Origin of the sequence: Paraburkholderia flava (assembly GCF_004359985.1) — a bacterium.
Taxonomy (GTDB): Bacteria; Pseudomonadota; Gammaproteobacteria; order Burkholderiales; family Burkholderiaceae; genus Paraburkholderia; species Paraburkholderia flava.
This window is the reverse complement of sequence record NZ_SMRO01000001.1, coordinates 1,933,355-1,958,117: the sequence shown is the minus strand read 5'-3', so window position 1 is coordinate 1,958,117 and position 24,763 is coordinate 1,933,355. Positions and strand designations below refer to the sequence as shown.

The window sequence follows — 24,763 nt, the reverse complement described above, 5'->3', positions numbered from 1 at the left end:
AGCCGCGTGATGGAGCAACACCGCGTGCCACGAGGCGCGTGCAATACCTAAGGTACCAAAGGGCGGACATCACATCCATGAGAAAAACAGGAACGGGATTCATGTCGCACGTACTGCCCGACCGACTGGCGCCGGGCCTGCCCTACCCGCTCGGCGCGAGCTGGGACGGGCTCGGTGTGAACTTCGCGGTGTTCTCGGCGAACGCGCAGAAAATCGAACTATGTCTGTTCGATCCAACCGGCCGCAAGGAACTCGCGCGTCTGCCGCTGCCCGAATGCACCGACGAAATCTGGCACGGCTATCTGCCGTACGCGCATCCGGGCACTGTGTACGGTTTTCGCGCACATGGGCCGTATCAGCCGCAGCACGGGCATCGCTTCAATCCGCACAAACTGCTGATCGATCCGTACGCGCGCAAGCTGGTCGGACAGTTCCGCTGGTCCGATGCGCTGTTCGGGTATCGCGTGCATTCGAACCGCGTCGATCTGTCGATCGACCGGCGCGATTCCGCGCCCGCGATGCCGAAGTGCGTGGTCGTCGACGAAGCATTCGACTGGTCGCATGACACGCGACCGAACGTGCCGTGGGGCGAAACGGTGATCTACGAAACCCACGTGCGCGGCGCGTCGATGCTGCGGCGCGATCTGCGCGCGCACGAACGCGGCACGTTCTCGGCGCTCGCGTCGCCGGAATTCATCGATCATTTATGCACGCTTGGCGTCACCGCCGTCGAGTTGCTGCCGGTGCATGCGTTTCTGAACGACCGCTTTCTCGTCGAGCGCGATCTGCGCAACTACTGGGGGTACAACACCGCTGCGTTCTTCGCGCCGGACCCGATGTACCTGTCGACGCACCGTCTCGACGAAATGCGCATCGCGGTGCGCCAGCTTCACGCGGCGGGCATCGAGGTGATTCTCGACGTCGTCTACAACCACACCTGCGAAGGCAACGAGATGGGGCCGACGGTATCGTGGCGCGGTCTCGACAACGCCAGCTACTACCGCCTGATTCCCGGCGACGAGCGTCATCACATCAACGACACCGGCTGCGGCAACACGCTGAACCTCACGCATCCGCGCGTGCTGCAGATGGTCACCGATTCGCTGCGCTACTGGTCGACCGCGTTCAACATCGACGGCTTCCGGTTCGATCTCGGTGTGACGCTCGGACGCGAGCAAGGCGGCTTCGATCCGGGTTCAGGCTTCTTCGATGCGTTGCGTCAGGACCCCGTGCTGTCGCAGCGCAAGCTGATCTCCGAACCGTGGGACATCGGGCCGGGCGGCTATCAGCTCGGCAATCATCCGCCGGGCTTCGGCGAATGGAACGACCGCTTCCGCGACACGGTGCGCCGTTTCTGGCGCGGCGACGCGGGACTGCGGCCGGACCTCGCCGCGCGCCTGACCGGCTCGGCGGATCTGTTCAATCGACGGCATCGGCGGCCGTGGGCGTCGGTGAACTACGTCGCGTCGCATGACGGCTTCACGCTCGCCGATCTCGTCGCGTACGAGCAGAAGCACAACGAGGTCAACGGCGAAGGCAACAACGACGGCCACAACGAAAACTGCAGTTCGAACTGGGGCGCGGAAGGACCGACCGACGACGCCGCCATTCTCGCGACACGCGAACGCGTCGCGCGCTCCCTGCTCGCGACGCTGTTCGTCGCGCTCGGCACGCCGATGCTGCTCGCCGGCGACGAAGGCGGCCGCACGCAGCGCGGCAACAACAACGCGTACTGCCAGGACAACGAGATTTCGTGGATCGACTGGATGCACACGTCGAGCGAAGACGGCCGGAAGATGACCGCGTTCGTCGCGCAGTTGATCGCGCTGCGCAAACAGCATCCGCTGCTGCGCGAAACGCGCTTCCTGTTCGGCGATCGCGAAGCGATGGAGGGCGTACCCGACGTCGGCTGGTTCGACGAACGCGGCGAGCCGCTGTCGACCGAGGCCTGGGGCAACCCCGAAGGCCGCGCGTTGACGTTACGGCGCGCGGGGCCCGGACCGGATGGCGAAACCGAAGTATTGTTGATGATGCTGAACGCGTCCGGCGACGCGTTGCCGTTCACGCCGCCGCCGCAACCGCAGCAGCTGGAATGGCACGTGCTGCTCGATACGGCGCAGCCCGATGCGGCACCGCATGCACTCGAGGCCGCGCAGATCGACGTCGCCGCGCATGGCTTCGTACTGCTGGCCGCGCAGCCGACCGGTAACGCCGACTGGCATGCGGGCTGGCGCGCACACGAACGGGTGCTGTCATCGCCCCCGCCGCTCGCCGCCGACGATATGGGTCCGCCGGAAGCCATACCCGAGCCGGTGCCCGAACCCGTCGATGCCGGCCCCGACGACGATCAGGACGACGGTGCAGCACAGGAATGACGTGCGATGCACCCAACCGAAGGGTAACGAATCATGTCCGACCATCCGATCGATCCACACGCGCATCACTACGCGCATTGCCTGCCGTTCGGCGCGCAGCTGATCGGCGCGTCGTGCGCGAAGCCGCGCACACGCTTCCGCTTCTGGGCGCCGTCGTGCGACGCGGTGCAGGTGCTGCTCGAAGGCCCCGGGCAACCGGAAGCGATCGACATGACGCCGACCGGCAACGGCTGGTTCGAAGCCGAGGCGCCGTGCACGGCCGGCACGCTGTACCGGTTCCGGCTCGACAGCGGACTCACCGTGCCCGATCCTGCGTCGCGCTTTCAGCCGCACGACGTGCACGGTCCGAGCGAAGTGATCGATCCGCGCGCGTACACGTGGCAGCACACGCGCTGGCATGGCCGGCCGTGGGAAGAAGCGGTGCTGTACGAAGTGCACGTGGGCGCGCTCGGCGGGTATGAAGGTGTTGCGAAGCGGCTGCCCGCGCTGGCCGCGCTCGGCGTCACCGCGATCGAGTTGATGCCGCTCAACGATTTCCCCGGCACGCGCAACTGGGGCTACGACGGCGTGCTGCCGTACGCACCCGATTCTAGCTACGGCCGCCCCGACGCTCTTAAAGCGCTGATCGACACCGCGCATGGCCTCGGGCTCGCGGTGCTGCTCGACGTCGTGTACAACCACTTCGGACCGGACGGCAACTATCTGCATCAGTACGCGAAGACGTTCTTCCGCGAAGGTACGCATACGCCGTGGGGACCCGCGATCGATTTCGAACGCACCGAAGTGCGCGAATTCTTCACCGACAACGCGATCTACTGGCTCAACGAATATCGCTTCGACGGGCTGCGTCTCGACGCCGTGCATGCGATCGCGAACGATCGCTGGCTGCGCGATCTGTCCGACACGATCCGCGCGAAGATGCAGCACGGCCGCTACGTGTATCTCGTCCTCGAGAACGAGCACAACACCGCGAGTCTGCTCGACGAGCATTTCGACGCGCAATGGAACGACGACGCGCACAACACGCTGCACGTGCTGCTGACCGGCGAAACCGAAGGCTACTATCGCGCGTTTTCCGAGCAGCCGATTCGCAAGCTCGCGCGCGTGCTCGGCGAAGGGTTTGCGTATCAGGGCGAAGCGTCGCCGAATCATGATGGCGAGCCGCGTGGCGAAGCGAGCACGCAATTGCCGCCGACGTCGTTCGTGATGTTCCTGCAGAACCACGATCAGATCGGCAATCGTGCGCTCGGCGAGCGGTTGCGCTCGCTGTGTTCGCCCGATGCGTTGCGCGCAGCGACCGCGTTGCTGCTGCTGTCGCCGCAGATTCCACTGCTTTTCATGGATGAAGAGTATGGCTCGCAGCAGCCGTTCCTGTTCTTCACCGACTACACCGGCGATCTCGCGGATGCGGTCCGTGAAGGACGGCGTCGCGAGTTCGCGCGTTTTTCTGCGTTCAGCGATGAGCAGCGGCGCGCACTCATTCCTGATCCGAACGATCCGCGGACGTTTGCGGCTTCATCTCTCACGGTCGGCGCACCTGATGACATCGATCGCCGCGAATGGATGCACTTCTATCAGTCCGCGCTGGCCGTCCGCGCAAAGCTGATCGCGCCACGGCTCGCGCATTCGAAGGCACTCGGCGCTGACGTACTCGCGAAGGCTACGGGCGGCGATGCGGATGCGCTCGTCGCCTGCTGGGGTCTCGGCGATGGGCAGACGCTGTCGATTGCGTTGAATCTATCGAGCGACGCAGTGCCGTTGCCCACGCTACCCTCGGGCAAGGTCATATTCGAAACGCCGCCACGTGCACGCGAACGCGCGGATGCGCACGAGTTGCCTGCATACGCGTGCATCGCGTGGCTTACGGGTGATGTGTCGGAGTACGCGTTGCATCACGATGCGCGTGTCGCCGTGAATCCGAGGCAACACACATGACCACAACGCGACGCTCCGGCAACACGATCGACCACCTCGCTTCGCGCGCGGGCTTCGAAGTCGACTGGTCCGACGCGCACGGCTCGACGCAGCGCGTGCCCGACGCGACGCTCGCGGTGCTGCTCGAACGGATGGGTCTGCCGTGCGGCAACGCGACGCAGATCCGTCAAAGCGCAGCGGCGATCGACAGTGAAACATCGGGACGTCGTTTGCCGCCGTTGATGACTGCCGCATGCGAACGCGCGATCGCACTGCCCGCGTCGTCGATCCGCTCGGGCAGTCGTTACCGGATCGAACTGGAAAGCGGAGCGCTGATCGATGGTCGTTTCACTGCGCCGAAGGGCGAGCCGGCACTGCTGTCACCGATCGGCGAAGCGGGTTATCACACGCTGGTGATCAACGAGCAGCGCGTGACGCTCGCGGTCGCACCGCCGCGTTGCTACACCGTCGCGGATGCGTGGCGAACGCTGCACAACGCAGACTCGAAGCCGCCGCCGCTCTGGGGCATCGGCGCGCAGCTGTATGGCCTGCGGCGCACAGGCGACGGTGGCATCGGCGACTACTCGGCGCTTGCGGCGCTCGCGGTGGATAGCGCGAAGCACGGCGCGCATGCACTCGCCGTCAGTCCGACGCACGCGATGTTCAGCGCGGCGCCGAACACGTTCAGTCCGTACTCGCCGTCGTCGCGGTTGTGGCTGAACGTTGCGCATATCGATCCGGCCGCCGTGTTCGGTCACGATGCAGCGCGTGCTGCCATCGACGCAGCCGGTCTCGCCGATACGTGGCAACAACTGGAACAACTACCGCTGATCGACTGGCCGCATGCGGTGCGCGCGAAGCTCGCGGTGCTGCGCGTGCTGTTCGACCGGTTCCGCGCACACGACATCGCACAGCAGTCGCCGCGCGCACTCGAATTTCACGGCTTCTGCGAACGCGGCGGCCGCGCGCTCGAAGACCACGCGCGCTTCGAAGCGCTGCACGCGCAGCACGGCGACGGCTACTGGCGCAACTGGCCCGACGCGTTGCGCGATCCGCGCAGCCCGGAAGTCGACGCGTTCGCCGACGCGCATCGCGACGAAATCGCGTTCCATCTGTTCCTGCAATGGCTCGCCGCGAAGGGGCTGTCGCACGCACAGCACGTCGCGCGCGACGCCGGCATGGCGATCGGCCTGATCGCCGATCTCGCGGTGGGTTGCGACAGCGGCGGCAGTCACGCGTGGTCGTATCGCGACGACATGCTGCAAGGCGTGTCGGTGGGCGCGCCGCCGGACCTGTTCAATCAGGCCGGCCAGGCGTGGGGGCTCACGACGTTCTCGCCGCGCGCGATGCGCAACCAGGGCTTCACCGCGTTCATCGACATGCTGCGCGCCGCGTTCGCGCACGCGGGCGGCATCCGCATCGATCACATCCTCGGGCTGCGGCGTCTGTGGCTCGTGCCCGAAGGCGCGCAGGCGAAGGACGGCGCGTATCTGCGCTATCCGCTCGACGATCTGCTGCGGCTGATCGCGCTCGAATCGTGGCGGCATCGTGCGATCGTGATCGGCGAAGATCTCGGCACCGTGCCGCCGGGTTTTCGGGAACGGCTCGACGAGCATGGGCTCGCCGGCATCCGCGTGCTGTGGTTCGAGCAAATGAAACAAAGTAAAGGCTTCAAGGCGCCGCGCGCCTGGGACGCGAACGTGCTCGCGACGACGACCACGCACGATCTGCCGACCGTCACCGGATGGTGGCGCGGCGAAGACATCGCGTGGCGCAACCGGATCGGTCAGACGCTGCCGCGCGCCGATGGACGCGATCCGGTGCAGCTCGCGCTGGCCGAGCGCGCAACGCAACGCGATGCGCTGTGGAGTGCGTTCCAGCAAGCCGGCGTCGCTGCGCGCGACGTGCCCGCGCCGCCGCAAAGCGAAGCGCCGGTCGACGAAGCGCTCGCGTTCGTCGCCGCGACGCCCGCGCCGCTCGTCGCGTATCCGCTCGAAGATCTGCTGGCGCTCGTCGATCAGCCGAACCTGCCGGGCTCGATCGACGAGCATCCGAACTGGCGCCGCCGTCTCGCACTACCGGTCGATGCGCTGTTCGACGACACCGCGTTCGTTGACCGGTTGCTGGCTGTCGATCGTGCGCGTAGCGCTTCTTCCACCGCGCCGTTGCCGTCGGATACGCCATGAACGGCCCCCGCTCGACGTACCGGTTGCAGTTCCACAAGGACTTCACGTTCGACGACGCGCTCGCGCAACTCGACTACTTCGCGGCGCTCGACGTGAGCCATCTGTACGCGTCGCCGGTGACGACCGCGCGACCCGGTTCGACGCACGGCTACGACACCGTCGATTACTCGACGGTCAGCGTCGAATGCGGCGGCGAAGCGGCGCTCAAGCGGCTCGCGGACGCGCTGCATGCGCGCGGGATGGGACTGATCGTCGACGTGGTGCCGAATCATATGGGCGTCGGCGGTGCGCACAACGCGTGGTGGCTCGACATCCTCGAATGGGGACGGCATAGCGCGTACGCGCGTCATTTCGACGTCGACTGGCATTCGCCGGACCCGGCATTGCGCGGCAAGGTGCTGGTGCCGTTTCTCGGCGCGCCGTACGGCGACGAGCTGAACGCCGGGCGCATTACGCTGCGCTTCGCGACCGACACAGGGCGCTTCGAGATCGCGTACGGCGAGCACGTGTGCCCCGTGTGCCCGGTCGATTACGCGAGCATCCTGCAGGCCGCCGATCGCACCGATCTCAATGCACTCGCCGATCTGTTCGCGAGCCTGACGACGCAGCCCGCCGATCATCCGCGCGCCGCCGCCGCGCGCGACGCACTGCGCGAATTCGCCGCGCAGAATGGCGCGGCCGCATTCGACGTCGCGCTCGCCGCGTATTCCGCCGACACGCCTGTTGCGCGCGACCGTCTGCATCGGCTACTCGAACGTCAGCACTTTCGGCTCGCGTGGTGGCGCGCCGCCGCGGACGAGGTGAACTGGCGGCGCTTCTTCGATATCAGCGCGCTTGCAGGTGTGCGCGTCGAGCGGCCTGATGTGTTCGATGCGGTGCACGCGCTGGTGTTCCGGCTGTACGCGGAAGGCACGATCGATGGTCTGCGTATCGATCACGTCGACGGGCTCGCGGAGCCGCGTGAATATTGCCAGCGTGTGCGTCAACGGTTGAGCGAGTTGCGTGAGTCGGGTGAGGACACGCCGTATCTGGTGGTCGAAAAAATTCTCGCGCGTGGTGAGGCGCTGCGCGACGACTGGCCCATCGACGGTACGACCGGTTACGACTTCATGAACGACGTCGGCGCGTTGCTGCACGATGCGGCAGGCGCGGAACCGCTCGCTGAGACGTGGGCAGAGATCAGCGGCCGCAGCGCAGTGTTCGCCGATGAAGCACTCGCGGCGCGTCGTCAGATGCTCGCGGAAAATCTTGCGGCGGAACTGGATCGCTGTGCGCGTGCGTTGCACCGGATCGCGCGCGAAACGGTCGCGACACGCGACTTCACGTACACCGCGATTCGTCGCGTGCTCGCGGAACTGGTCGTTCATTTTCCGGTATATCGCGTGTACCCGCTGAACGGCCTGCGCAGCGACGACGACAACGTGTACTTCGACGCAGCGCTCGATGCGGCGAAACGCACGTTGCCGTTGTCGGATCATGCGGTGCTCGAACAGGTCGATGCGTGGCTCGGGCGCAATGGGCCCGATGAAGTCGCGGAGAGCACACCACCCGCGCAGCCCAACCCGCACGCAGGCGTTTCGCGTCGCACCGCGCAGACTGTGTTCTCGCAACTCACGGCGCCGGTCGCCGCGAAGTCGATCGAAGACACCGCGTTCTATCGCTATGGACGACTGCTGTCGCGCAACGAGGTGGGCGCCGATCCCGGTGAATTCGCGTTGAGTGTCGAGCAGTTCCACGCGACGAATCTCGAACGCGCGCGCCGTTTCCCGAATGCGATGCTCGCGACCGCGACGCACGATCACAAGCGCGGCGAAGACGTGCGTGCGCGGCTCGCGGTGCTGAGCGAAATCGCCGATGACTGGAGCGCGACACTGCGCGGCTGGTCGACGTTGAACACGCCGCATCGACGTTCGGCCGGCGATGACTGGGCACCCGGTGCTGCTGCGGAGGCAATGCTTTATCAGACGCTCGTCGGTTGCTGGCCGCTCGATCTTTCGCCCGACGACGAAGCCGGCGTGAAAGCGCTCGCCGAACGCGTCGCGCAATGGCAACTGAAAGCGCTGCGCGAAGCGAAGTTGCGCACGTCGTGGCTCGCACCCGACGAAACGTACGAACAGGCTTGCCACGATTTCCTGTTCGACATCGTCGCGCCGCAACGGCGCGACGGCTTTCTGCACGAACTGTCGGCGTTCGTCGCGCGGATCGCGTGCGCAGGCGCGATCAACGGCTTGCAGCAGACGGTGCTGCGGCTCGCGTCGCCTGGTGTGCCCGATCTGTATCAGGGCACGGAGCTGTGGGACTTCAGTCTCGTCGATCCGGACAATCGACGGCCAGTCGATTTCGCGCAGCGGCATGCGTGGCTGGTTGAAGCTGCCGGCGCTCAGCCACCTGGTGCGCCACCGTCGACGCAACTCGACCACTGGCGCGATGGACGCGTGAAACTCGCAGTCGTGCAGCGTGGTCTTGCACTGCGCGCGCATCTGCCGGCGCTGCTCGGTGCGGGTGCGTATCTGCCGCTGGAAATCGAAGGCGAACACGCGGCGCATGCGATTGCGTTCGCGCGGCGGCATGGCAATGCGTGGGCAGTGATCATTGCGACTCGGCTTGCGATGCCGTTGCTTGATCTTCACAGCGACGTGCCGTGCGTCGAAGCGGAAACATGGGGCGACACCGCCGTCGTCGTGCCGAACGATCTCGCGTCGCGTGCGCTGTTCGACTGGTTCAGTCCGGCGGCACCGAAGGTCGACGAGAACGGCCGGCTTTATCTGCGCGATGCGCTCGCCGCGCTGCCGGTTGCGTTGCTCGTCGAGGATGGCGTGCCCCGCGCTTGACGGGCGTTTTGCGCATGCACTGACGACAGCGGTATGCTTGCGCGTGTCGTCGCGCATGCGGTCGATTCCGCACCACTTGTTGCGCCGCAAGCTTCGAAAGGTACGCGCTACGCGATCGCTATGTGGCCGCCGTCTCTCCGTCCGGAATCCGACATGAAGAACGAACCGAAACGCGTCGCGTGGCCGACCTTCCACAGCGGCGCGGCCGATGCGCTCGACGGCGAGACCGTCGAGCTATCCGGCTGGATGATGGCGTTCGACGTGCAGCGCGCTACCGTCGACTACTGCCTGCTGCTTCCCGATGCGCCGTGCTGCGGCACGCACGTCCCCGCCGATCCGTTCGCGTGCGTCGAAGTTTTCGCTGCAAAGCCGATGCCGTTCGTCGCCACCGATGCCGTCGTGCTGCGCGGCCGTCTGCGTCGTCTGATCGATGATCCGACCGGCTGGCGCTATCAACTCGTCGATGCGGAGCCGGTCGCGACGCCACGCGGCGGTATCAGTCGACGTGCGTTTCTCGCGTCGGGTGCGGCGCTCGGTCTTGCGGCGTGCGCACCGGGGCGCTTCGCGAACTACACCGGCGATGCGCCCGAAGAAACTCACTACACTGCATGGCGCACGCCGTCGACGATCACGATCGACATGCACAGCCACGGCGGCCGCATCATCGTGTCGCACGATCCGAAGATCGGCGCGAACCGCCCGTTCGTTCCGCTCGCCGCGCCGATGCGCGAGGGCGGCATGAACATCATCTGCCTCGCGATCGTCACCGATACCGTCGTCACGCACGTCAACGCGGACCGTCATCGCATCGAAGCGTGGCGCACGCCCGAGCCGGGCGAACTGTATGCGCTCGGCCAGGCGGAATTCAGACGCGTCGACGAACTGGTCGAGCGAGAGCAGTTGCACGTGATCACCGATCGGGCGTCGCTTGCCGCACTCGGCAATGCGGGACCGAGTGTGATCGTCGCGTCCGAAGGTTCGGATTTTCTCGAGGGTCGTCTGGAGCGAGTCGACGAGGCTTATAGCGCGCATCGGCTGCGTCATCTGCAGCTGACGCACTATCGCGTCAACGAACTCGGCGACATCCAGACCGAGCCGCCGGTGCATGGCGGCCTCACGGATTTCGGCGCGGACGTCGTGCGACGTTGCAACACGCTCGGCATCGTGGTCGACGTCGCGCACGGCACCTACGATCTGGTCAAGCGCGCGGCCGCGACGACGACGAAACCGCTGGTGCTGTCGCACACCGCGCTCGCGACGCATCCGTCGCCGCGCAGCCGGCTGATCACGCCCGATCACGCGCGCGCGGTCGCGGACACCGGCGGCGTGATCGGCGTGTGGCCGAACGCGGGCAACTTCCGCGATCTGCAGGCGATGGCCGAAGGGATGAAACGGATGGTGGACGTGGTCGGCATCGAGCACGTGGGGCTCGGCACCGATATGTACGGCTTCGTCACGCCGCCGGTGTTCAAGCGGTATCAGCAGTTGCCGGCGCTTGCGGGTGCGCTGCTTGCGACGGGGTTTGATGCTGACGAAACCCGGATGATTCTGGGGGGGAATTATCGAAGGGTGTTTGAGGCTAGTGTGGGGTAGCCGACGCGCACGTTAGATCGCGTCAACCCCCCTCATCATCCAGCTCCTTCGGATACACCCTAACCAACACAATCCGCGGCCCGCGCATCTTCTTCACCACCACATCAAATCGATCGAACGCCACACGCTGCCCTTCCTCCGGCAGATCGCTGAGCGCCTGAATCACCAGACCGCCAACCGATTCCGCACGCCCTTCATCGATATCGATGCCGAGCGCGCGCTCCAGCGACACGACCGGCAAACTGCCCTTGCCCATCAGTGTGCCGTCGTCCATTCGCGTCCAGTCGGCGTCGCCCTGGCGAAACTCGTCGTGAATCTGACCGACCAGCGCGCCGAGCAGGTTATCGAGCGTGAGGAAGCCGATCGGCTGCGCGTTCTTCTCGCCGACCAGCGCGAGATGTGGCGCGCCTTTGCGAAAGCGGCGGAACAGTTCGAGCGCGGGCATCGTCGGCTTCACGTACTGCACGGGCCGCGCGTATTTCGCGAGATCTTCGAGCGTGCTACCCGCATGACGCGCGAGCAGCAGATCCTTCAAATGGATCATCCCGTCGACCCGTTCGCCCGACGCATCGTCGAACAACGGATAGCGGCTAAAGCGATGCCGCGCAACCACCTGCATGTTTTCGCGCAACGGCAGATCGCGCCGCAGCCCGACCATCTCGTGCGCGGGGCGCATCAAGTCGGAGACGGTCATCCGCGAAAAATCGAGCGAATGCGCGATCGTGTTCCATTCGTCCTGGTTGTACGCGTCGTCGCCGAGCGTGACCGGTTGCGGCGACGTATCGCGTGACTGCTTCGCCCTGTCCTGCGCATCAGCGCGATGCTGGACGCCCGCGCGACGGCCGCGCAGGATCAGCTTCAGTTCGTCGGTGGAGTAATGCGAATCGGAGCTGTGTTCCGACGACAACCCTGCGATCCGCAGCACCGCGTTCGCGCTGCTGTTCAACACCCAGATCGCCGGATACATCGCCCAGTAGAACGCGTACAGCGGCATCGCGGTCCACAGCGAAATGCGTTCGGCCTGGCGGATCGCAAGCGACTTCGGCGCGAGTTCGCCGACGACGATGTGCAGGAACGAAATACAGGTGAACGCGAAGAACAGCGAGATCGCATGCGCGATCGGCAGCGAGTGGATGCCGAACAGTTCGAACAGCGGCGACAGCAGTTCGGCAAAGGCAGGCTCGCCAATCCAGCCGAGTCCCAGCGAAGCCAGCGTGATGCCCAGTTGACACGCGGACAGATACGCATCGAGCTGACTATGAACCTTCGCGAGCAACCGGCCGCGCATGCCGAATTTTTTCGCGAGCGCCTGAACGCGGGTCTGCCGCAGTTTGACGAGGCCGAACTCGGCCGCCACGAAGAAGCCGTTAAGCACGACCAGCAACAGCGCACCGATGAGGGCGACAACCTGGATCAAGAGAGAAAACTCCGGAAGCAAAAGTTGTCAGTATAGAGGTGCAAGCCCGATGAAAGCCTTTTGCGCGCAAAACGGCGCGTGGCGCGAGCGAACCGCGCCGTTCGCCCCAATACGTTAAGCCGACGCGAGCGGCACGCGCAACACGAGCGATGCCGTGTCGTTACCCTCGGCGGCGTCGTGCTGTTCGAACGCACCGCCATGCGCTTCCGCGACCCGCTTGCACAGCGCGAGCACCCACGCGATACGTCCGGCTTCGCGCGGCGCCTGGGCCTGCTGTAGCGCGAACGCTTCGAGCAGATGCAGCACGTCGGGATCTTCGCGCGACGCAGGCGTCACGACGAAACGCACGGCGACGTGCCATGCGTTCGTATCGACGGACGTCGCGAGCGTGACCGGCGAACCCGCCGCGCTCGACTCGACCGCGAACGCGAGCATCAGCCACACCGTCGCCGCGAGACGCTCGCGATCGCCGGCGAGTTGCTCGGTCGCGAGCGCGGTGTCGACGTCGATCTGCACGTCGCGCGACATCGCGAGCGCGCTGCGCACTTCGCCGATCGTTTCATCGACGAGCGGCCACAACGGGAACGACGTGCGCTCGAGCGCGAGCGTGCGGGTTTCGGCACGCGTCGCATCGACGATCTCTTCGAGCAGCTTCACCTGCTGCTCGACACCCGTGCGAATGCCGCCAAGCGCGCGTTGTGCGGCCGCATCGGCTGCATCGAACTTGCGTTCGAGCACGTAGGCCCAGCTATGGATAGCGTTCAACGGGCCGCGCAGATCGTGCGACACAAGCGACAGCACATGGTCGCGCATGAACAGCGCCACTTCGGCGCGGCGACGCGCGGTGCGCTCATAGGCGACGGAATCGGGACGGCCGGGCTGGGCGACGCCGGCGCCCGCAGGAGACGTACTCACTTCGATGCCCTCTCGTACCAGGGATGTTCGTCGAGTCGACAGGAGTCGACATTATAGGCAGGCCGGTTCGTCACCCTGTGCGACGAACGGTCCGTCGGATGGTGTAGCACGTAGCGGGCCCGGTCTGCTACCGCGCGTACGAAAACGTGTTGGGCGTGGCGAACGCGCCGTGGGACGGGCTGCCGTTGCTGCGATGACCGGATCGACCTCGGCATCGCGTGTCGGCGGTGTCATCGGGCGACCGGTCAAACGCGCCTACAATACCGGTTTTAATCGATTTGTCCGAAGGAGTTTCGTATGTCCATCGTCACCACCGACTCGGGTCTCAAGTATGAAGATCTGACCGAAGGCAGCGGCGCAGAAGCGGTTGCAGGCAAGAGCGTCAGCGTGCATTACACGGGCTGGCTGACCGACGGTCAGAAGTTCGATTCGAGCAAGGACCGCAACGATCCGTTCGCGTTCGTGCTCGGCGGCGGCATGGTCATCAAGGGCTGGGACGAAGGCGTGCAGGGGATGAAAGTGGGCGGCGTGCGTCGTCTGACGATTCCGCCGCAACTCGGCTACGGCCCGCGCGGCGCAGGCGGCGTGATTCCGCCGAATGCGACGCTCGTGTTCGAAGTCGAACTGCTCGACGTCTGAGCGGATTTTTCTTCAGTTCTGTCTGAATCACCGTGCACGCCGCCGTCCTCTCCCCCAGCGTATCGCTGCGCCGCTTCGGCGCAATTGAGGCGTCGGACGTGCACGCGTTCCATCAGGTCGTGCTCGGTCTCGACGGCTCGATGACGATGGCGGTGGACGGCATCGGCCAGCGGATCGAGAGCGGCTTTGCGTGGCTCGTGCCGGCGGGCGCGCGGCACGACTACGCAGGACTCGGCGAGAACCGTCAGCTGGTGCTGGATCTGCCGGCGGCATCGCTCGCGGTGCCGCAGCGGCTGTTCGACCGGGCGCGTGCCGTTACCGTCGATGCATCGACGACCCAGCTCGTGCGCCGGCTCGCCGCGGGCGCGACACCCGGCGATCCCGCCGATCTGCCGACGCTCACGCCGCACGCGCGACGCTTCAACTGGAATGCGTCCGCACAACTGTGCGCGGCGATTCTCGCGCACACGGGCACCGTGGTGCGCGGCAGCGACGAGCCAGCCGGTGCGGGGCTGGACTTCGTGAGAATCGATCGATGGCTGCGGGCGCGGCTCGCGGAGCCGCTGCGTGTCGCTGACCTCGCCGTGCATTGCGGCTTCGGCATGCGACGCTTTCATCAGCTGTTTATCGAGGCGTTCGGCGAGACGCCGAATCGCTACGTGCAGCGATTGCGGCTCGATACGTCGGTGACGCTGCTCGCCGATCCGCGCCGCTCGCTGACCGACATCGCACTCGATGTCGGCTTCGGCGATCAGAGCGCTTTCACGCATGCGTTCACGCGACGCTTCGGCATCGCGCCCGGGCAATGGCGCGCGGTGCCGCAGTAGTTTCTCAATCGCGCGGGCCGAGAAGCGCCACGCGACACTCCATCAAGCCTGTCCCAACCCGTGCGCGAGATCGTTACGGATATCGCCGGCATTCTCCAGACCGACCGCCAGTCGCAGCAGCCCTTCGGTAATACCCGCCGCCACGCGCGCTTCGGGCGTGATGCGGCTGTGCGTCGTCGTCGCCGGATGGGTGATCGTCGTGCGCGTGTCGCCGAGATTCGCGGTGATCGAGCAGACCTTCACGCCGTCGACCACGCGCCACGCGTTCTCGCGCTGCGCTTCCGGCGTGTCGCCCTTCACCTCGAACGACACGACAGCGCCGCCCGACTTCTGCTGACGCTTCGCGATCTCGTACTGCGGATGCGACGGGAGCCCCGGATAGAACACGCGCTTCACGGCCGGATGCGTGTCGAGCCAGCTGGCAATTTCGAGCGCATTCGCCGACTGCTTGTCGACGCGCAGCGACAGTGTCTCCATGCCCTTCAGCAGCACCCACGCGTTGAACGCGGACAGCGTCGGACCGGCGCTGCGCACGAACGGGAACACCTTCTCCATGATGAACTGGCGCGACCCGACGAGCGCGCCGCCGAGCACGCGGCCCTGGCCGTCGAGGAATTTCGTCGCCGAATGCATCACGACGTCGGCGCCGAGTTTCAGCGGCTGCTGCAACGCCGGGCTACAGAAACAGTTATCGACGACGAACAGCGCGTTCGCGGCCTTCGCGATCTTGCCGATCGCTTCGATGTCGGCGATTTCGGTCAGCGGATTCGACGGCGTTTCGAGGAAGAACATTTTCGTCTCGGGACGCACGGCGTTCTTCCATGCGTCGAGATCGGTGGGATCGACGAACGTGGTCGTGATGCCGAAGCGGCTGAAAATCTGCGAGAACATGCCGAGCGTCGAACCGAACAGACTGCGCGAGCTAAGCAGATGATCGCCTGCCTGCAACGCCGACATCACCACCGACATGATCGCGCTCATCCCCGACGCGGTCGCCATGCACGCTTCGCCGCCTTCGAGTGCCGCGAGGCGGTCCTGGAACATCGTGACCGTGGGATTGGTGAAGCGCGAGTACGTGTAATAGTCCTCGGAGTGCTTGAAGCGGTCGGCGGCTTCGGCCGCGCTCGAGAAGCAGAAGCTCGACGTGAGGTAGATCGCTTCCGAGTGCTCGTTGAACTCGCTGCGCACCGTACCGGCGCGTACCGACAGGGTGTCGAAGTTGAGAGAGTCGTCCATGTTCGTTCGGTTCCGTTATACGACCATACGACCGGCGCACGCGGTTCGCGTTTCGCGCCGGCAACAAAAAGCCCGCTTTGCGTCGGCATAAGCGGGCTTGTGTGCGGGGAAGCTGGAGCGTGGCGGCAATGACACTGCCCACCATTCGCTTTAGCTGTTTTGGGTTGCCCCGCGTCCGCAAGCTGAGTTCAAATCGACGCAAGCCCTGATCGTAGCACAGGCAGATGCACGGCGGCGACACGCATCGTACGTGCCGCTACCGTGCTGTGTGTCACTCCACCGAGAGTTGCAAGTGCAGCTGCGAACGTGCCGCGCCACCGCCGTCGATCGCGTCGCTTGCAGCGTCACGGTCCGACAGCGCGTCCGGTGCGAGACGGGCAAGCTCGACACGGTCGAGGTACTCGGTCGTGATGTCGCCGGTGATGTAGTTGCCGTCGAAGCACGACGCGTCGAACTCCTTCAGCGCCGGGTTGATGTCGCGTATCGCCTGCTTCAGCGCGTCGACGTCCTGGTACACGAGATGATCAGCACCGATCATCCGTGCAACTTCTTCGTCCGTGTGACCGTGTGCGACGAGTTCGCCGCGCGTCGGCATGTCGATGCCGTACACGTTCGGGAATTTCACCGGCGGCGCCGCCGAAGCGAAGATCACCTTGTTCGCGCCGGCGCTGCGCGCCATCTGCACGATCTCGTGCGACGTCGTGCCGCGCACGATCGAATCGTCGACGATCAGCACATTCTTGCCCTTGAACTCGATGCCCATCGCGTTCAGCTTCTGCCGCACCGACTTCTTGCGTACCGCCTGGCCCGGCATGATGAAGGTCCGGCCGACATAGCGGTTCTTGAAGAAGCCTTCGCGATACTCGACGCCGAGCTTCGCCGCGACCTGCATCGCGGCGGGCCGCGACGAATCGGGAATCGGCATCACGACGTCGATCTTCACGTCCTTCGGCAGCACGCGCATAATTTTTTCGGCGAGGTAATCGCCCATCCGCAGACGCGCGTTGTAGACCGGCACGCCATCAAGCACCGAGTCGGGCCGCGCGAGATACACGAGTTCGAAGATGCACGGGTTCAGGCTCGGATTCGTCGCGCACTGCTGCGAGTACAGGTTGCCTTCGAGATCGATGAAGATCGCTTCGCCCGGCGCCACGTCGCGCACGAACTCGAAGCCGATCCCTTCGATCGCCACCGACTCCGACGCCACGATCCACTCGACGCCTTCTGCCGTCTCGAGCTTGCCGAGGCACAGCGGCCGGATCCCGAACGGATCGCGGAATGCGAGCAGCCCGTAGCCCGCGATCAGCGACACGATCGCGTACGACCCCTTCACGCGCTTGTGCACACCGCTCACGGCCTTGAAGACCGCATCCGGATCGAGCTGCAGACCCGAGCTGGACAGCTGCAGTTCGTGCGCGAGCACGTTGAGCAGCACCTCGGTGTCGGAATTGGTGTTGATGTGCCGCCGGTCGACGCGGAACATCTCTTCCTTCAGCTGCGGCCAGTTGGTCAGGTTGCCGTTGTGCGCGAGGATGATGCCGAACGGCGCGTTCACGTAGAACGGCTGGGCCTCTTCTTCGCTCGACGCGGAACCTGCGGTCGGGTAGCGCACCTGGCCGATGCCGGTGGTACCCGGCAGGCTGCGCATGTTGCGCGTGCGGAACACGTCGCGCACCATGCCGTTGGCCTTGTGCATGTGGAAATTGCTGCCGTTCGCCGTCGCGATGCCGGCTGCGTCCTGGCCGCGATGCTGCAGAAGCAGCAGGCTGTCATAGATCAGCTGGTTGACGGGGGAGCGGGAAACTACGCCTACGATGCCGCACATGGCATGTCCTTCAAAGGTACGAAATCCGTAACGGCGGCCGGTGCCTGGCGGCACCCGGATCGCGCCGGGGTTCTGCGTGTCTGCCCGGCGGGCCGCACCGGTTTCATTCGCGTGACCGACGGGTCAAACGCGGACGTAGGCGGCTAGCGGCGCCGGAAGCAGTGGTCTCAGTTCGCGCACGCCCTGCTCGGCGTAGGGCCGCAGCAGCGCATTGCGCCAGAATTCCTGCTGGGGCAGCTCGGTCAAGCCCGAGAGGGCGACCAGCAGCAGCACCAGCACGACCCCGCGTACGAGGCCGAACAACAGGCCGAGCGAGCGGTCCACGCCGCTCAGGCCGCTTGCCTGCACGATACGGCTCAGCAGCGCATTCAACACCCCGGCCACCAGCACAACCCCGACGACGATCGCGGCAAACGCGATCAGCCACTGGGTCAGCGCACCGCCCGGCCACGTGGCCGGAATCCACGGCACGACATAACCGACGAAACGGCACGCGATAAAAAACGCCGCCACCCAGCCGATCAGTCCGAAAATCTCGGACAGGAAGCCGCGCCACGTGCCCCGCAGCGCCGACAACCCGATCACCGCCATTACAGCGTAGTCGAATGCGGTGAACATCGCCGGATTACTGTGCGCCGCCGTTGGCGCCCGACGTCAGCCCCGCGCCGCGCACCTTCGCGATCGCCGCCGACGCCGCCGCGCGATCCGGGAACGGACCCGCGAGCAGCATGGTCCGGCTCGTGCCGTCTGCCAGCTTGCGACGTTCGGTATATGCGGACACTCCCGCCGCTTTCAATTTGGTGGCCCAACTCTTTGCGCTCGCTTCGTCCCGGAACGAGCCGAGCTGCACCTGGAAGCGGCCGCCGGGCGGCGACGCGGGCGTGCCCGAATCGGCGTCGGCGCCTGCGGCCGGTGTGTTGTCGGCGGTCTGCTGTGCGGGCTTCGGTTTCGTGCTGGTTTGAGCGTTGTTCGTAGCGCTGTGCGTGGTGTTCGCTGTCGCGGCCGGCGTGTCCGGCTTTGCGCTCGCGTGCACTTGTGATCGTGTGGTCGTGGCCGGCGCAGTGGGCGTCGTATCGGCCGTGCTTTGCGATGCGCCGCCTGCCGATGCGAGGCCGGATGCGGCGAGGCCTGCATCGGTGGTTGCCGGATTGTCGGGGGCGACACCTGCCTGGGTATCGTCAGGCGCGGTGCTGGCCTTCGGGACCGGGCGATTCGGGATGTCGATTGAGATGTCGTCGGTGACGGGCTTCGGGTGCGAGTCGAGCACCATCGGCAGGATCACGACCGCCGCGACGACCAGCGCGATTGCACCGACGAGGCGCCGACGGGCGCGCTGCTTTTCGGGCAAGGTCGGGTCGAGCAACATCGCGTCGGCGTCGCCGGACCGCTCCGTGCGGCGGGTGCGCCGTTCGGTTCCCCGCGGAGATTCGCTGCGGGTGCTCCGGCCGGAACCGGATGGTGCGCTGCGCCGGGTGGGCGCATCGTCTTTCTTGCCGAACGAGAAAATTCCCATGAATGGCTTGGTCTAGGCTTCCGCGCGTTCAGTGGTGCTGCGATTTACGATAGGCCATCACACCCGCTACCGTATAGAAACTTCCGAAAACCACGATTCTATCATTGTCGGACGCGCGTTTTAGTGCGTCCTGGAACGCTTCCGCAGGCGATAGATGACGCGTCACGCCGCCATCCGGCCCATCGACCACACCGGCATCGCGCAGCGCGGCTTCGAGATCGTCTGCGGAGGCCGCACGGGGCGTCGGCAGATCGGTCACGCACCAGTGATCGATTTCGCCCTTCACGTGCTCCAGCACACCGGCGATGTCCTTGTCGCGCATCGAACCGAACACTGCATACGTGTACGGAAAAAAGCCCATGTTGCCGAGATTCTGCGCGAGCACGGCCGCTGCGTGCGGATTGTGGCCGACGTCGAGCACGATCGCCGGCTTGCCCGGCAACACCTGGAAACGGCCGGCCAGTTCGACGTTCGCGAGCCCGAGGCGAATGTCCTGCGCGGACACCGGCAGACGGTCGCGCAGCGCCTCCAGGCCGGCCAGCGCCGCCGACGTATTGATCAGCTGATTCGCGCCGCGCAGCGCCGGGTACGCGAGCGCGGAGCGCCGCATCGTCGGTCCGACATAGCTCCATTGCTGGCGCTCGCTGCCGGCCTGCCCTTCGTAGCGGAAATCGCGGCCGAACAGCCACAGTTCGGCGCCGATCTGCTCCGCGTGATCGATCAGCGTTTGCGGCGGCAGCGGGTCCGCGCAGATCGCGGGCTTGCCGGCGCGGAAGATGCCCGCTTTCTCGAACGCGATTTTCTCGCGCGTATCGCCGAGATACTCGGTGTGATCGATGTCGATGCTGGTGATGATCGCGCAATCGGTATCGAGGATATTGACTGCATCGAGCCGGCCGCCGAGGCCCACTTCGAAGATCACCGCGTCGAGTCCGCGCGCGGCGAACAGATGCATGATCGCGAGCGTCGTGAACTCGAAGTAGGTCAGGGAAACCGGCTCGGCGAAGCTGCTGCGCGCGGCTTCGACGGCTTCGAAATGCGGCAGTAGTTCGGCATCGGTCGCATCCACGCCGTTGATGCGCGCGCGCTCGTTGAACTCGAGCAGATGCGGCGACGTATGGCAGCCGACGGTATAGCCCGCGCGCAGCAGGATCGATTCGAGGATCGCGCAGGTCGAGCCTTTACCGTTCGTGCCGCCCACCGTGAAGATCGGACACGCGAACTGGAGTTGCAGCGCGTCGCGCACCTTGCTGATGCGCTCGAGGCCCATGTCGATACCGACCGGATGCGCGGATTCGAGATGCGTGAGCCACGCGTCGAGACTGGGATAGGAAGTGCTCATCGGACGGATCGCTTGAAACGGGGTGAAGCGGAACAACGGCAGCGCATTATCGTGGAAACGCGTTGAAACCGCATTCGTGACAGCATGAAAGCGGCACCGCAACGCCCTCGCGAAAAACACACGAGGCGACCCGTGGGCCGCCTCGCTGGTTACTACGCCGACATCAACGCAGAACAGCCGCTCAGGCGACCGCGTCGGCGGGCTGACGCGTCAGCAGCGCCATCAATTGTGCGATTTCTTCGCGCAGCTTGCGCCGGTCGACGATCATGTCGACCGCGCCCTTCTGCAGCAGGAATTCGGCGCGCTGGAAGCCTTCCGGCAATTTCTCGCGGACCGTCTGTTCGATCACGCGCGGGCCGGCAAAGCCGATCAGCGCCTTCGGTTCGGCGATCACGACGTCGCCGAGGAACGCGAAGCTCGCCGACACGCCGCCCATCGTCGGATCGGTCAGCACGGAGATAAACGGCAGCTTCGCTTCCGACAGCTTCGTGAGCATCGCGGTGGTCTTCGCCATCTGCATCAGCGACAGCAGGCTCTCCTGCATCCGCGCGCCGCCCGACGCCGTGAAGCAGATGAACGGCACCTGCTGTTCGAGCGCGTTCTGTGCACCGCGCGCAAAGCGCTCGCCGACGACCGACCCCATCGAGCCGCCCATGAACGAAAACTCGAAGCACGCGACGACGACCGGCAGCGTATGGATCGCGCCGCCCATGATGACCATCGCGTCGGTTTCGTCGGTTTCGTCCATCGCCTCTTTCAGGCGGTCCGGGTACTTGCGGCTGTCCTTGAACTTGAGCGCATCGACCGGCAGGATTTCCTGGCCGATTTCATAACGGCCTTCCGGATCGAGCAACCCGTCGAGCCGTTCGCGCGCGCCGATCCGCATGTGGTGATCGCATTTCGGGCACACGTGCAGATTGGCCTCGACGTCGTTGCGATACAGCACCGCCTCGCACGACGGGCATTTGATCCACAGCCCTTCCGGAATGCCCTTGCGGTTCTTCGGGTCGGTTTGCTTGATTTTCGGCGGCAGCAGTTTGTCGAGCCAGCTCATGATGATTCCTTCTTCGGTCGTTCGGGCCGGCAGCGGGATCTGCGCTGCTGCCGGCCTGAACTACGATGTAAAACGACGATGATGGTTACCGGGTTATCGAGGCGTCGCGCCGACGCTGTCGATCGCTGCGCGCACTTCGGCGATGAAGCGCGTCAGCGTGTCGGCGGCGGTCTCGGGCGGTGCCGTTTCCAGCAACTGCACGATACGGCTACCGATCACGACGGCATCCGACACCTCGGCCACCGCACGCGCGGTCTGCGCATCGCGGATACCGAAACCGACACCCACCGGCAGCGGCACACGCGACTTGATGGCCGGGATTTTACCCGCGATGCTGGAAACGTCCAGATTTGCGGAGCCGGTCACCCCTTTTAGCGACACATAGTAGACGTACCCGCTCGCCACCCGGCCGACTGCGGCGATGCGTTCGTCGGTCGACGTCGGCGCGAGCAGAAAGATCGGATCGATCTCGGCGGCACGCATCCTTTGCGCGAATTCGATCGATTCTTCCGGCGGATAGTCGACCACCAGCACGCCGTCGACGCCCGCATCCTGCGCGGCCGCCGCGAACGCATCGGCGCCCATCCGTTCGATCGGATTCGCGTAGCCCATCAGCACGACGGGCGTCGTCGTGTTGTGTTCGCGGAAGCGTTTCACGTCGGCGAGCACGTGACGCAGCGAGACGCCGTGCGCCAGTGCGCGCTCCGACGATTGCTGGATCACCGGGCCGTCGGCCATCGGGTCCGAGAACGGCACGCCGAGTTCGATCACGTCGGCGCCGCCGGCGGCGAGCGCATGCATGAATTCGACGGTACGTTTCGGATCGGGATCGCCCGCCGTCATGAACGGGATCAACCCTTTTTTGCGTTGTGCGGCCAGTGCCGCGAAAGTTTTTTCGATACGGGACATGGATTTTCTCTTGAAGAAGACTGCGCGCCGACCGCTCAGGTCGTGGCAGCGACCGGACCGGCAGCAACGCCGGTCGCGGCCGGCCCAGCCGAGGCTTGCGCTGCGACCGCGATCACGCGTTCGCGCGCTATCGCGCAGTAACTCTCGTTGATTTCATAGCCGACGAATTCGCGTCGCTGGCGGGCACAGGCCACGGCCGTGGTGCCGCTCCCCATGAACGGGTCGAGCACACGGCCGCCCGGCGGACAACTCGCGAGCACCATCCGCTCGACGATTTCCAGAGGCTTCTGGGTCGGGTGATCGACCCGCTCCGCGTGCTGCCGGTGCAGGCGCGATACCGACCAGACGTCCTTGGGGTTGTAGCCGATTTCCAGCCATTTGCTGCCAGCGAACAACTTGCGCGAACGCGCCTTCTTCGTAACGGCATCGTACGGGATGCGGACGGGATCGAGATCGAAGTAATACTCCTTCGATACCGCGAAAAAGCCGATGTTGTCGTGCACGGACGTAAAGCGGCGGGTCGTGCCGCCCATGCTGGGGACGCGCCGGTCCCAGATGATCTCGTTGACCATCGTGAGCCGGGTCTTCAGAAAGCAGAAGATCTCCGGCGCGTATTGCCAGGTGCAGAACACGTACAGCGAACCGGTCGGCTTGAGTTTCGGAATCGCCAGAGCGAGCCACTCTCGCGTCCACGCGAGAAAGTCTTCGCCCGAGCGCATATCCGAATCGTTGCCGTAGTCCTTGCCGAGCCCGTACGGCGGATCGGCGAGGATCAGGTCGATCGACCCGTCCGGAAGGCTGGCCACATCGGTCAGAAAATCGCGGTTGTGCAGTTCGATGCCGGGCGGCAGCGGCGGCAGTTCCGCGGGACGTACGCCAACCGGCGCGTCCGCCCGCTCCTGGGTCGCTGCAGCCGGACCGGCAAGCGCCGTTTCGGCGGCGTCTGCCGGCTGCGGCTCGTCGAACTCGTCGCGCATCGTCGCGGCGCTCAGAACTGGATGCCCGATCGCTCAGCGACCGTATGCATGTCCTTGTCGCCGCGGCCCGACAGGTTGACCAGCAGGAGCTTGTCCTTTGGCAACGTCGGCGCGAGCCTCGCGGCGTACGCGAGCGCATGACTCGATTCGAGCGCGGGAATGATGCCCTCGATCCGGCAGCAGTCGTGGAACGCTTTCAGCGCTTCGTCGTCCGTCGCGCAGACGTACTGCGCGCGTCCGCTGTCCTTCAGCCATGCGTGCTCGGGTCCGACGCCCGGATAGTCGAGTCCGGCCGACACCGAATGCGCCTCGATGATCTGGCCGTTTTCGTCCTGCAGCAGATAGGTGCGGTTGCCGTGCAGTACGCCCGGCGTACCGCACGTCAGCGACGCAGCATGGCGGCCGGTTTCAAGGCCGTCGCCGGCAGGTTCGACGCCGATCAGTTGCACGGACTTGTCTTCGATGTACGGGTAAAAAATCCCCATCGCATTCGATCCGCCGCCCACGCACGCGATCACCGCATCGGGCTGACGACCGGTCAGCTCAGGCATCTGCACCTTGCATTCGTCGCCGATCACGCGCTGGAAGTCGCGCACCATCATCGGGTACGGATGCGGGCCGGCCACGGTGCCGATGATGTAGAACGTGTTCTCGACATTGGTGACCCAGTCGCGCATCGCTTCGTTGAGCGAGTCCTTCAACGTCCGCGAACCCGATTCGACCGGCACGACCGTCGCGCCGAGCAGCTTCATCCGGTAGACGTTGGCCGCTTGCCGGCGCACGTCCTCGGAGCCCATGTAGACCACGCACTCCAGCCCGAAGCGCGCGGCGATCGTCGCGGTCGCGACGCCGTGCTGGCCGGCGCCCGTTTCGGCGATCACGCGCGGCTTGCCCATGCGCTTCGCGAGCAGCGCCTGGCCGATCACGTTGTTTATCTTGTGCGCGCCGGTGTGGTTCAGATCCTCGCGTTTGAGGAACACCTGCGCGCCGCCGAGCATTTCGCTCCAGCGTTTTGCGTGATAGATAGGGGACGGACGACCGACGAAGTACTTCAGTTCGTGCTCGTATTCGGCGACGAACTCGGGGTCGTGTTGATATCGGGCGTAGGCCGCACGCAGCTCGTCGAGCGCATGGACCAGCGTTTCGGCGACGAACACGCCGCCATACTGGCCAAAGTGGCCTCTTTCGTCAGGCAAGTTGTACATTGCGT

18 protein-coding genes are annotated in these 24,763 nt (G+C 65.4%); 7 read left to right on the top strand and 11 right to left on the bottom strand.

What is annotated here, in order from left to right:
- Window positions 1–101: 101 nt before the first annotated feature.
- From glgX to E1748_RS08640, 5 genes are all read left to right on the top strand, one after another.
- Entirely contained in the window at window positions 102–2,375 is a 2,274-nt protein-coding gene (gene glgX, locus E1748_RS08660; protein WP_133646677.1) for a glycogen debranching protein GlgX, read from the top strand.
- 33 nt (window positions 2,376–2,408) lie between these two features.
- A complete protein-coding gene (gene treZ / locus E1748_RS08655) occupies window positions 2,409–4,310 on the top strand; it encodes a malto-oligosyltrehalose trehalohydrolase (RefSeq protein WP_133646676.1) in 1,902 nt (633 codons plus the stop codon).
- Window positions 4,307–6,475: a 4-alpha-glucanotransferase gene (gene malQ, locus E1748_RS08650; RefSeq protein WP_133646675.1), complete on the top strand. Its 2,169-nt coding sequence runs from the start codon at window positions 4,307–4,309 to the stop codon at window positions 6,473–6,475. The genes treZ and malQ overlap by 4 nt, the downstream gene beginning before the upstream one ends.
- Window positions 6,472–9,306 (top strand): malto-oligosyltrehalose synthase, encoded by a 2,835-nt coding sequence (gene treY, locus E1748_RS08645; RefSeq protein ID WP_133646674.1) that lies wholly within the window; start codon window positions 6,472–6,474, stop codon window positions 9,304–9,306. The genes malQ and treY overlap by 4 nt, the downstream gene beginning before the upstream one ends.
- 153 nt (window positions 9,307–9,459) lie before the next feature.
- Window positions 9,460–10,899, top strand: coding sequence for a dipeptidase (locus E1748_RS08640; protein ID WP_133646673.1), 1,440 nt, complete (start codon window positions 9,460–9,462; stop codon window positions 10,897–10,899).
- Between the two features lie 22 nt (window positions 10,900–10,921).
- Here the strand turns inward: E1748_RS08640 and E1748_RS08635 are convergent, their stop codons facing one another.
- Window positions 10,922–12,316, bottom strand: coding sequence for a hemolysin family protein (locus E1748_RS08635; protein WP_133646672.1), 1,395 nt, complete (start codon window positions 12,314–12,316; stop codon window positions 10,922–10,924).
- Window positions 12,317–12,430: 114 nt separating this feature from the next.
- Window positions 12,431–13,231, bottom strand: a complete 801-nt coding sequence (locus E1748_RS08630; protein WP_420819295.1) for a sensor histidine kinase — start codon at window positions 13,229–13,231, stop codon at window positions 12,431–12,433.
- A gap of 297 nt (window positions 13,232–13,528) precedes the next feature.
- On the opposite strand from E1748_RS08630, the gene E1748_RS08625 reads away from it, so the two are divergent.
- Both E1748_RS08625 and E1748_RS08620 read left to right on the top strand, forming a co-directional pair.
- Window positions 13,529–13,870, top strand: coding sequence for an FKBP-type peptidyl-prolyl cis-trans isomerase (locus tag E1748_RS08625; RefSeq protein ID WP_133646671.1), 342 nt, complete (start codon window positions 13,529–13,531; stop codon window positions 13,868–13,870).
- 32 nt (window positions 13,871–13,902) lie between these two features.
- Window positions 13,903–14,697: an AraC family transcriptional regulator gene (locus E1748_RS08620; RefSeq protein ID WP_133646670.1), complete on the top strand. Its 795-nt coding sequence runs from the start codon at window positions 13,903–13,905 to the stop codon at window positions 14,695–14,697.
- 42 nt (window positions 14,698–14,739) lie between these two features.
- Here the strand turns inward: E1748_RS08620 and E1748_RS08615 are convergent, their stop codons facing one another.
- The 9 genes from E1748_RS08615 to trpB form a co-directional block, all read right to left on the bottom strand.
- Window positions 14,740–15,933 carry an O-succinylhomoserine sulfhydrylase gene (locus E1748_RS08615; RefSeq protein ID WP_133646669.1) on the bottom strand — a complete coding sequence of 398 codons (1,194 nt, stop codon included), beginning with the start codon at window positions 15,931–15,933 and terminating at the stop codon, window positions 14,740–14,742.
- Window positions 15,934–16,204: 271 nt separating this feature from the next.
- Complete coding sequence (gene purF, locus E1748_RS08610) at window positions 16,205–17,758, bottom strand: amidophosphoribosyltransferase (protein ID WP_133646668.1); 1,554 nt, start codon at window positions 17,756–17,758, stop codon at window positions 16,205–16,207.
- 123 nt (window positions 17,759–17,881) lie between these two features.
- Window positions 17,882–18,376: a CvpA family protein gene (locus E1748_RS08605; protein WP_133646667.1), complete on the bottom strand. Its 495-nt coding sequence runs from the start codon at window positions 18,374–18,376 to the stop codon at window positions 17,882–17,884.
- 7 nt (window positions 18,377–18,383) lie between these two features.
- Window positions 18,384–19,271, bottom strand: a complete 888-nt coding sequence (locus tag E1748_RS08600; protein WP_133646666.1) for an SPOR domain-containing protein — start codon at window positions 19,269–19,271, stop codon at window positions 18,384–18,386.
- A 28-nt stretch (window positions 19,272–19,299) separates the two neighbouring features.
- Window positions 19,300–20,613 (bottom strand): bifunctional tetrahydrofolate synthase/dihydrofolate synthase, encoded by a 1,314-nt coding sequence (folC, locus tag E1748_RS08595; protein ID WP_133646665.1) that lies wholly within the window; start codon window positions 20,611–20,613, stop codon window positions 19,300–19,302.
- A gap of 181 nt (window positions 20,614–20,794) precedes the next feature.
- On the bottom strand, window positions 20,795–21,667 hold the full coding sequence (gene accD, locus E1748_RS08590; RefSeq protein WP_133646664.1) for an acetyl-CoA carboxylase, carboxyltransferase subunit beta: 873 nt from the start codon (window positions 21,665–21,667) through the stop codon (window positions 20,795–20,797).
- A gap of 93 nt (window positions 21,668–21,760) precedes the next feature.
- Window positions 21,761–22,576 carry a tryptophan synthase subunit alpha gene (gene trpA, locus E1748_RS08585; RefSeq protein ID WP_133646663.1) on the bottom strand — a complete coding sequence of 272 codons (816 nt, stop codon included), beginning with the start codon at window positions 22,574–22,576 and terminating at the stop codon, window positions 21,761–21,763.
- 35 nt (window positions 22,577–22,611) lie between these two features.
- Complete coding sequence (locus E1748_RS08580; protein WP_133646662.1) at window positions 22,612–23,553, bottom strand: DNA-methyltransferase; 942 nt, start codon at window positions 23,551–23,553, stop codon at window positions 22,612–22,614.
- Between the two features lie 11 nt (window positions 23,554–23,564).
- Window positions 23,565–24,758, bottom strand: a complete 1,194-nt coding sequence (trpB, locus tag E1748_RS08575) for a tryptophan synthase subunit beta (protein WP_133646661.1) — start codon at window positions 24,756–24,758, stop codon at window positions 23,565–23,567.
- Window positions 24,759–24,763 lie beyond the last annotated feature (5 nt).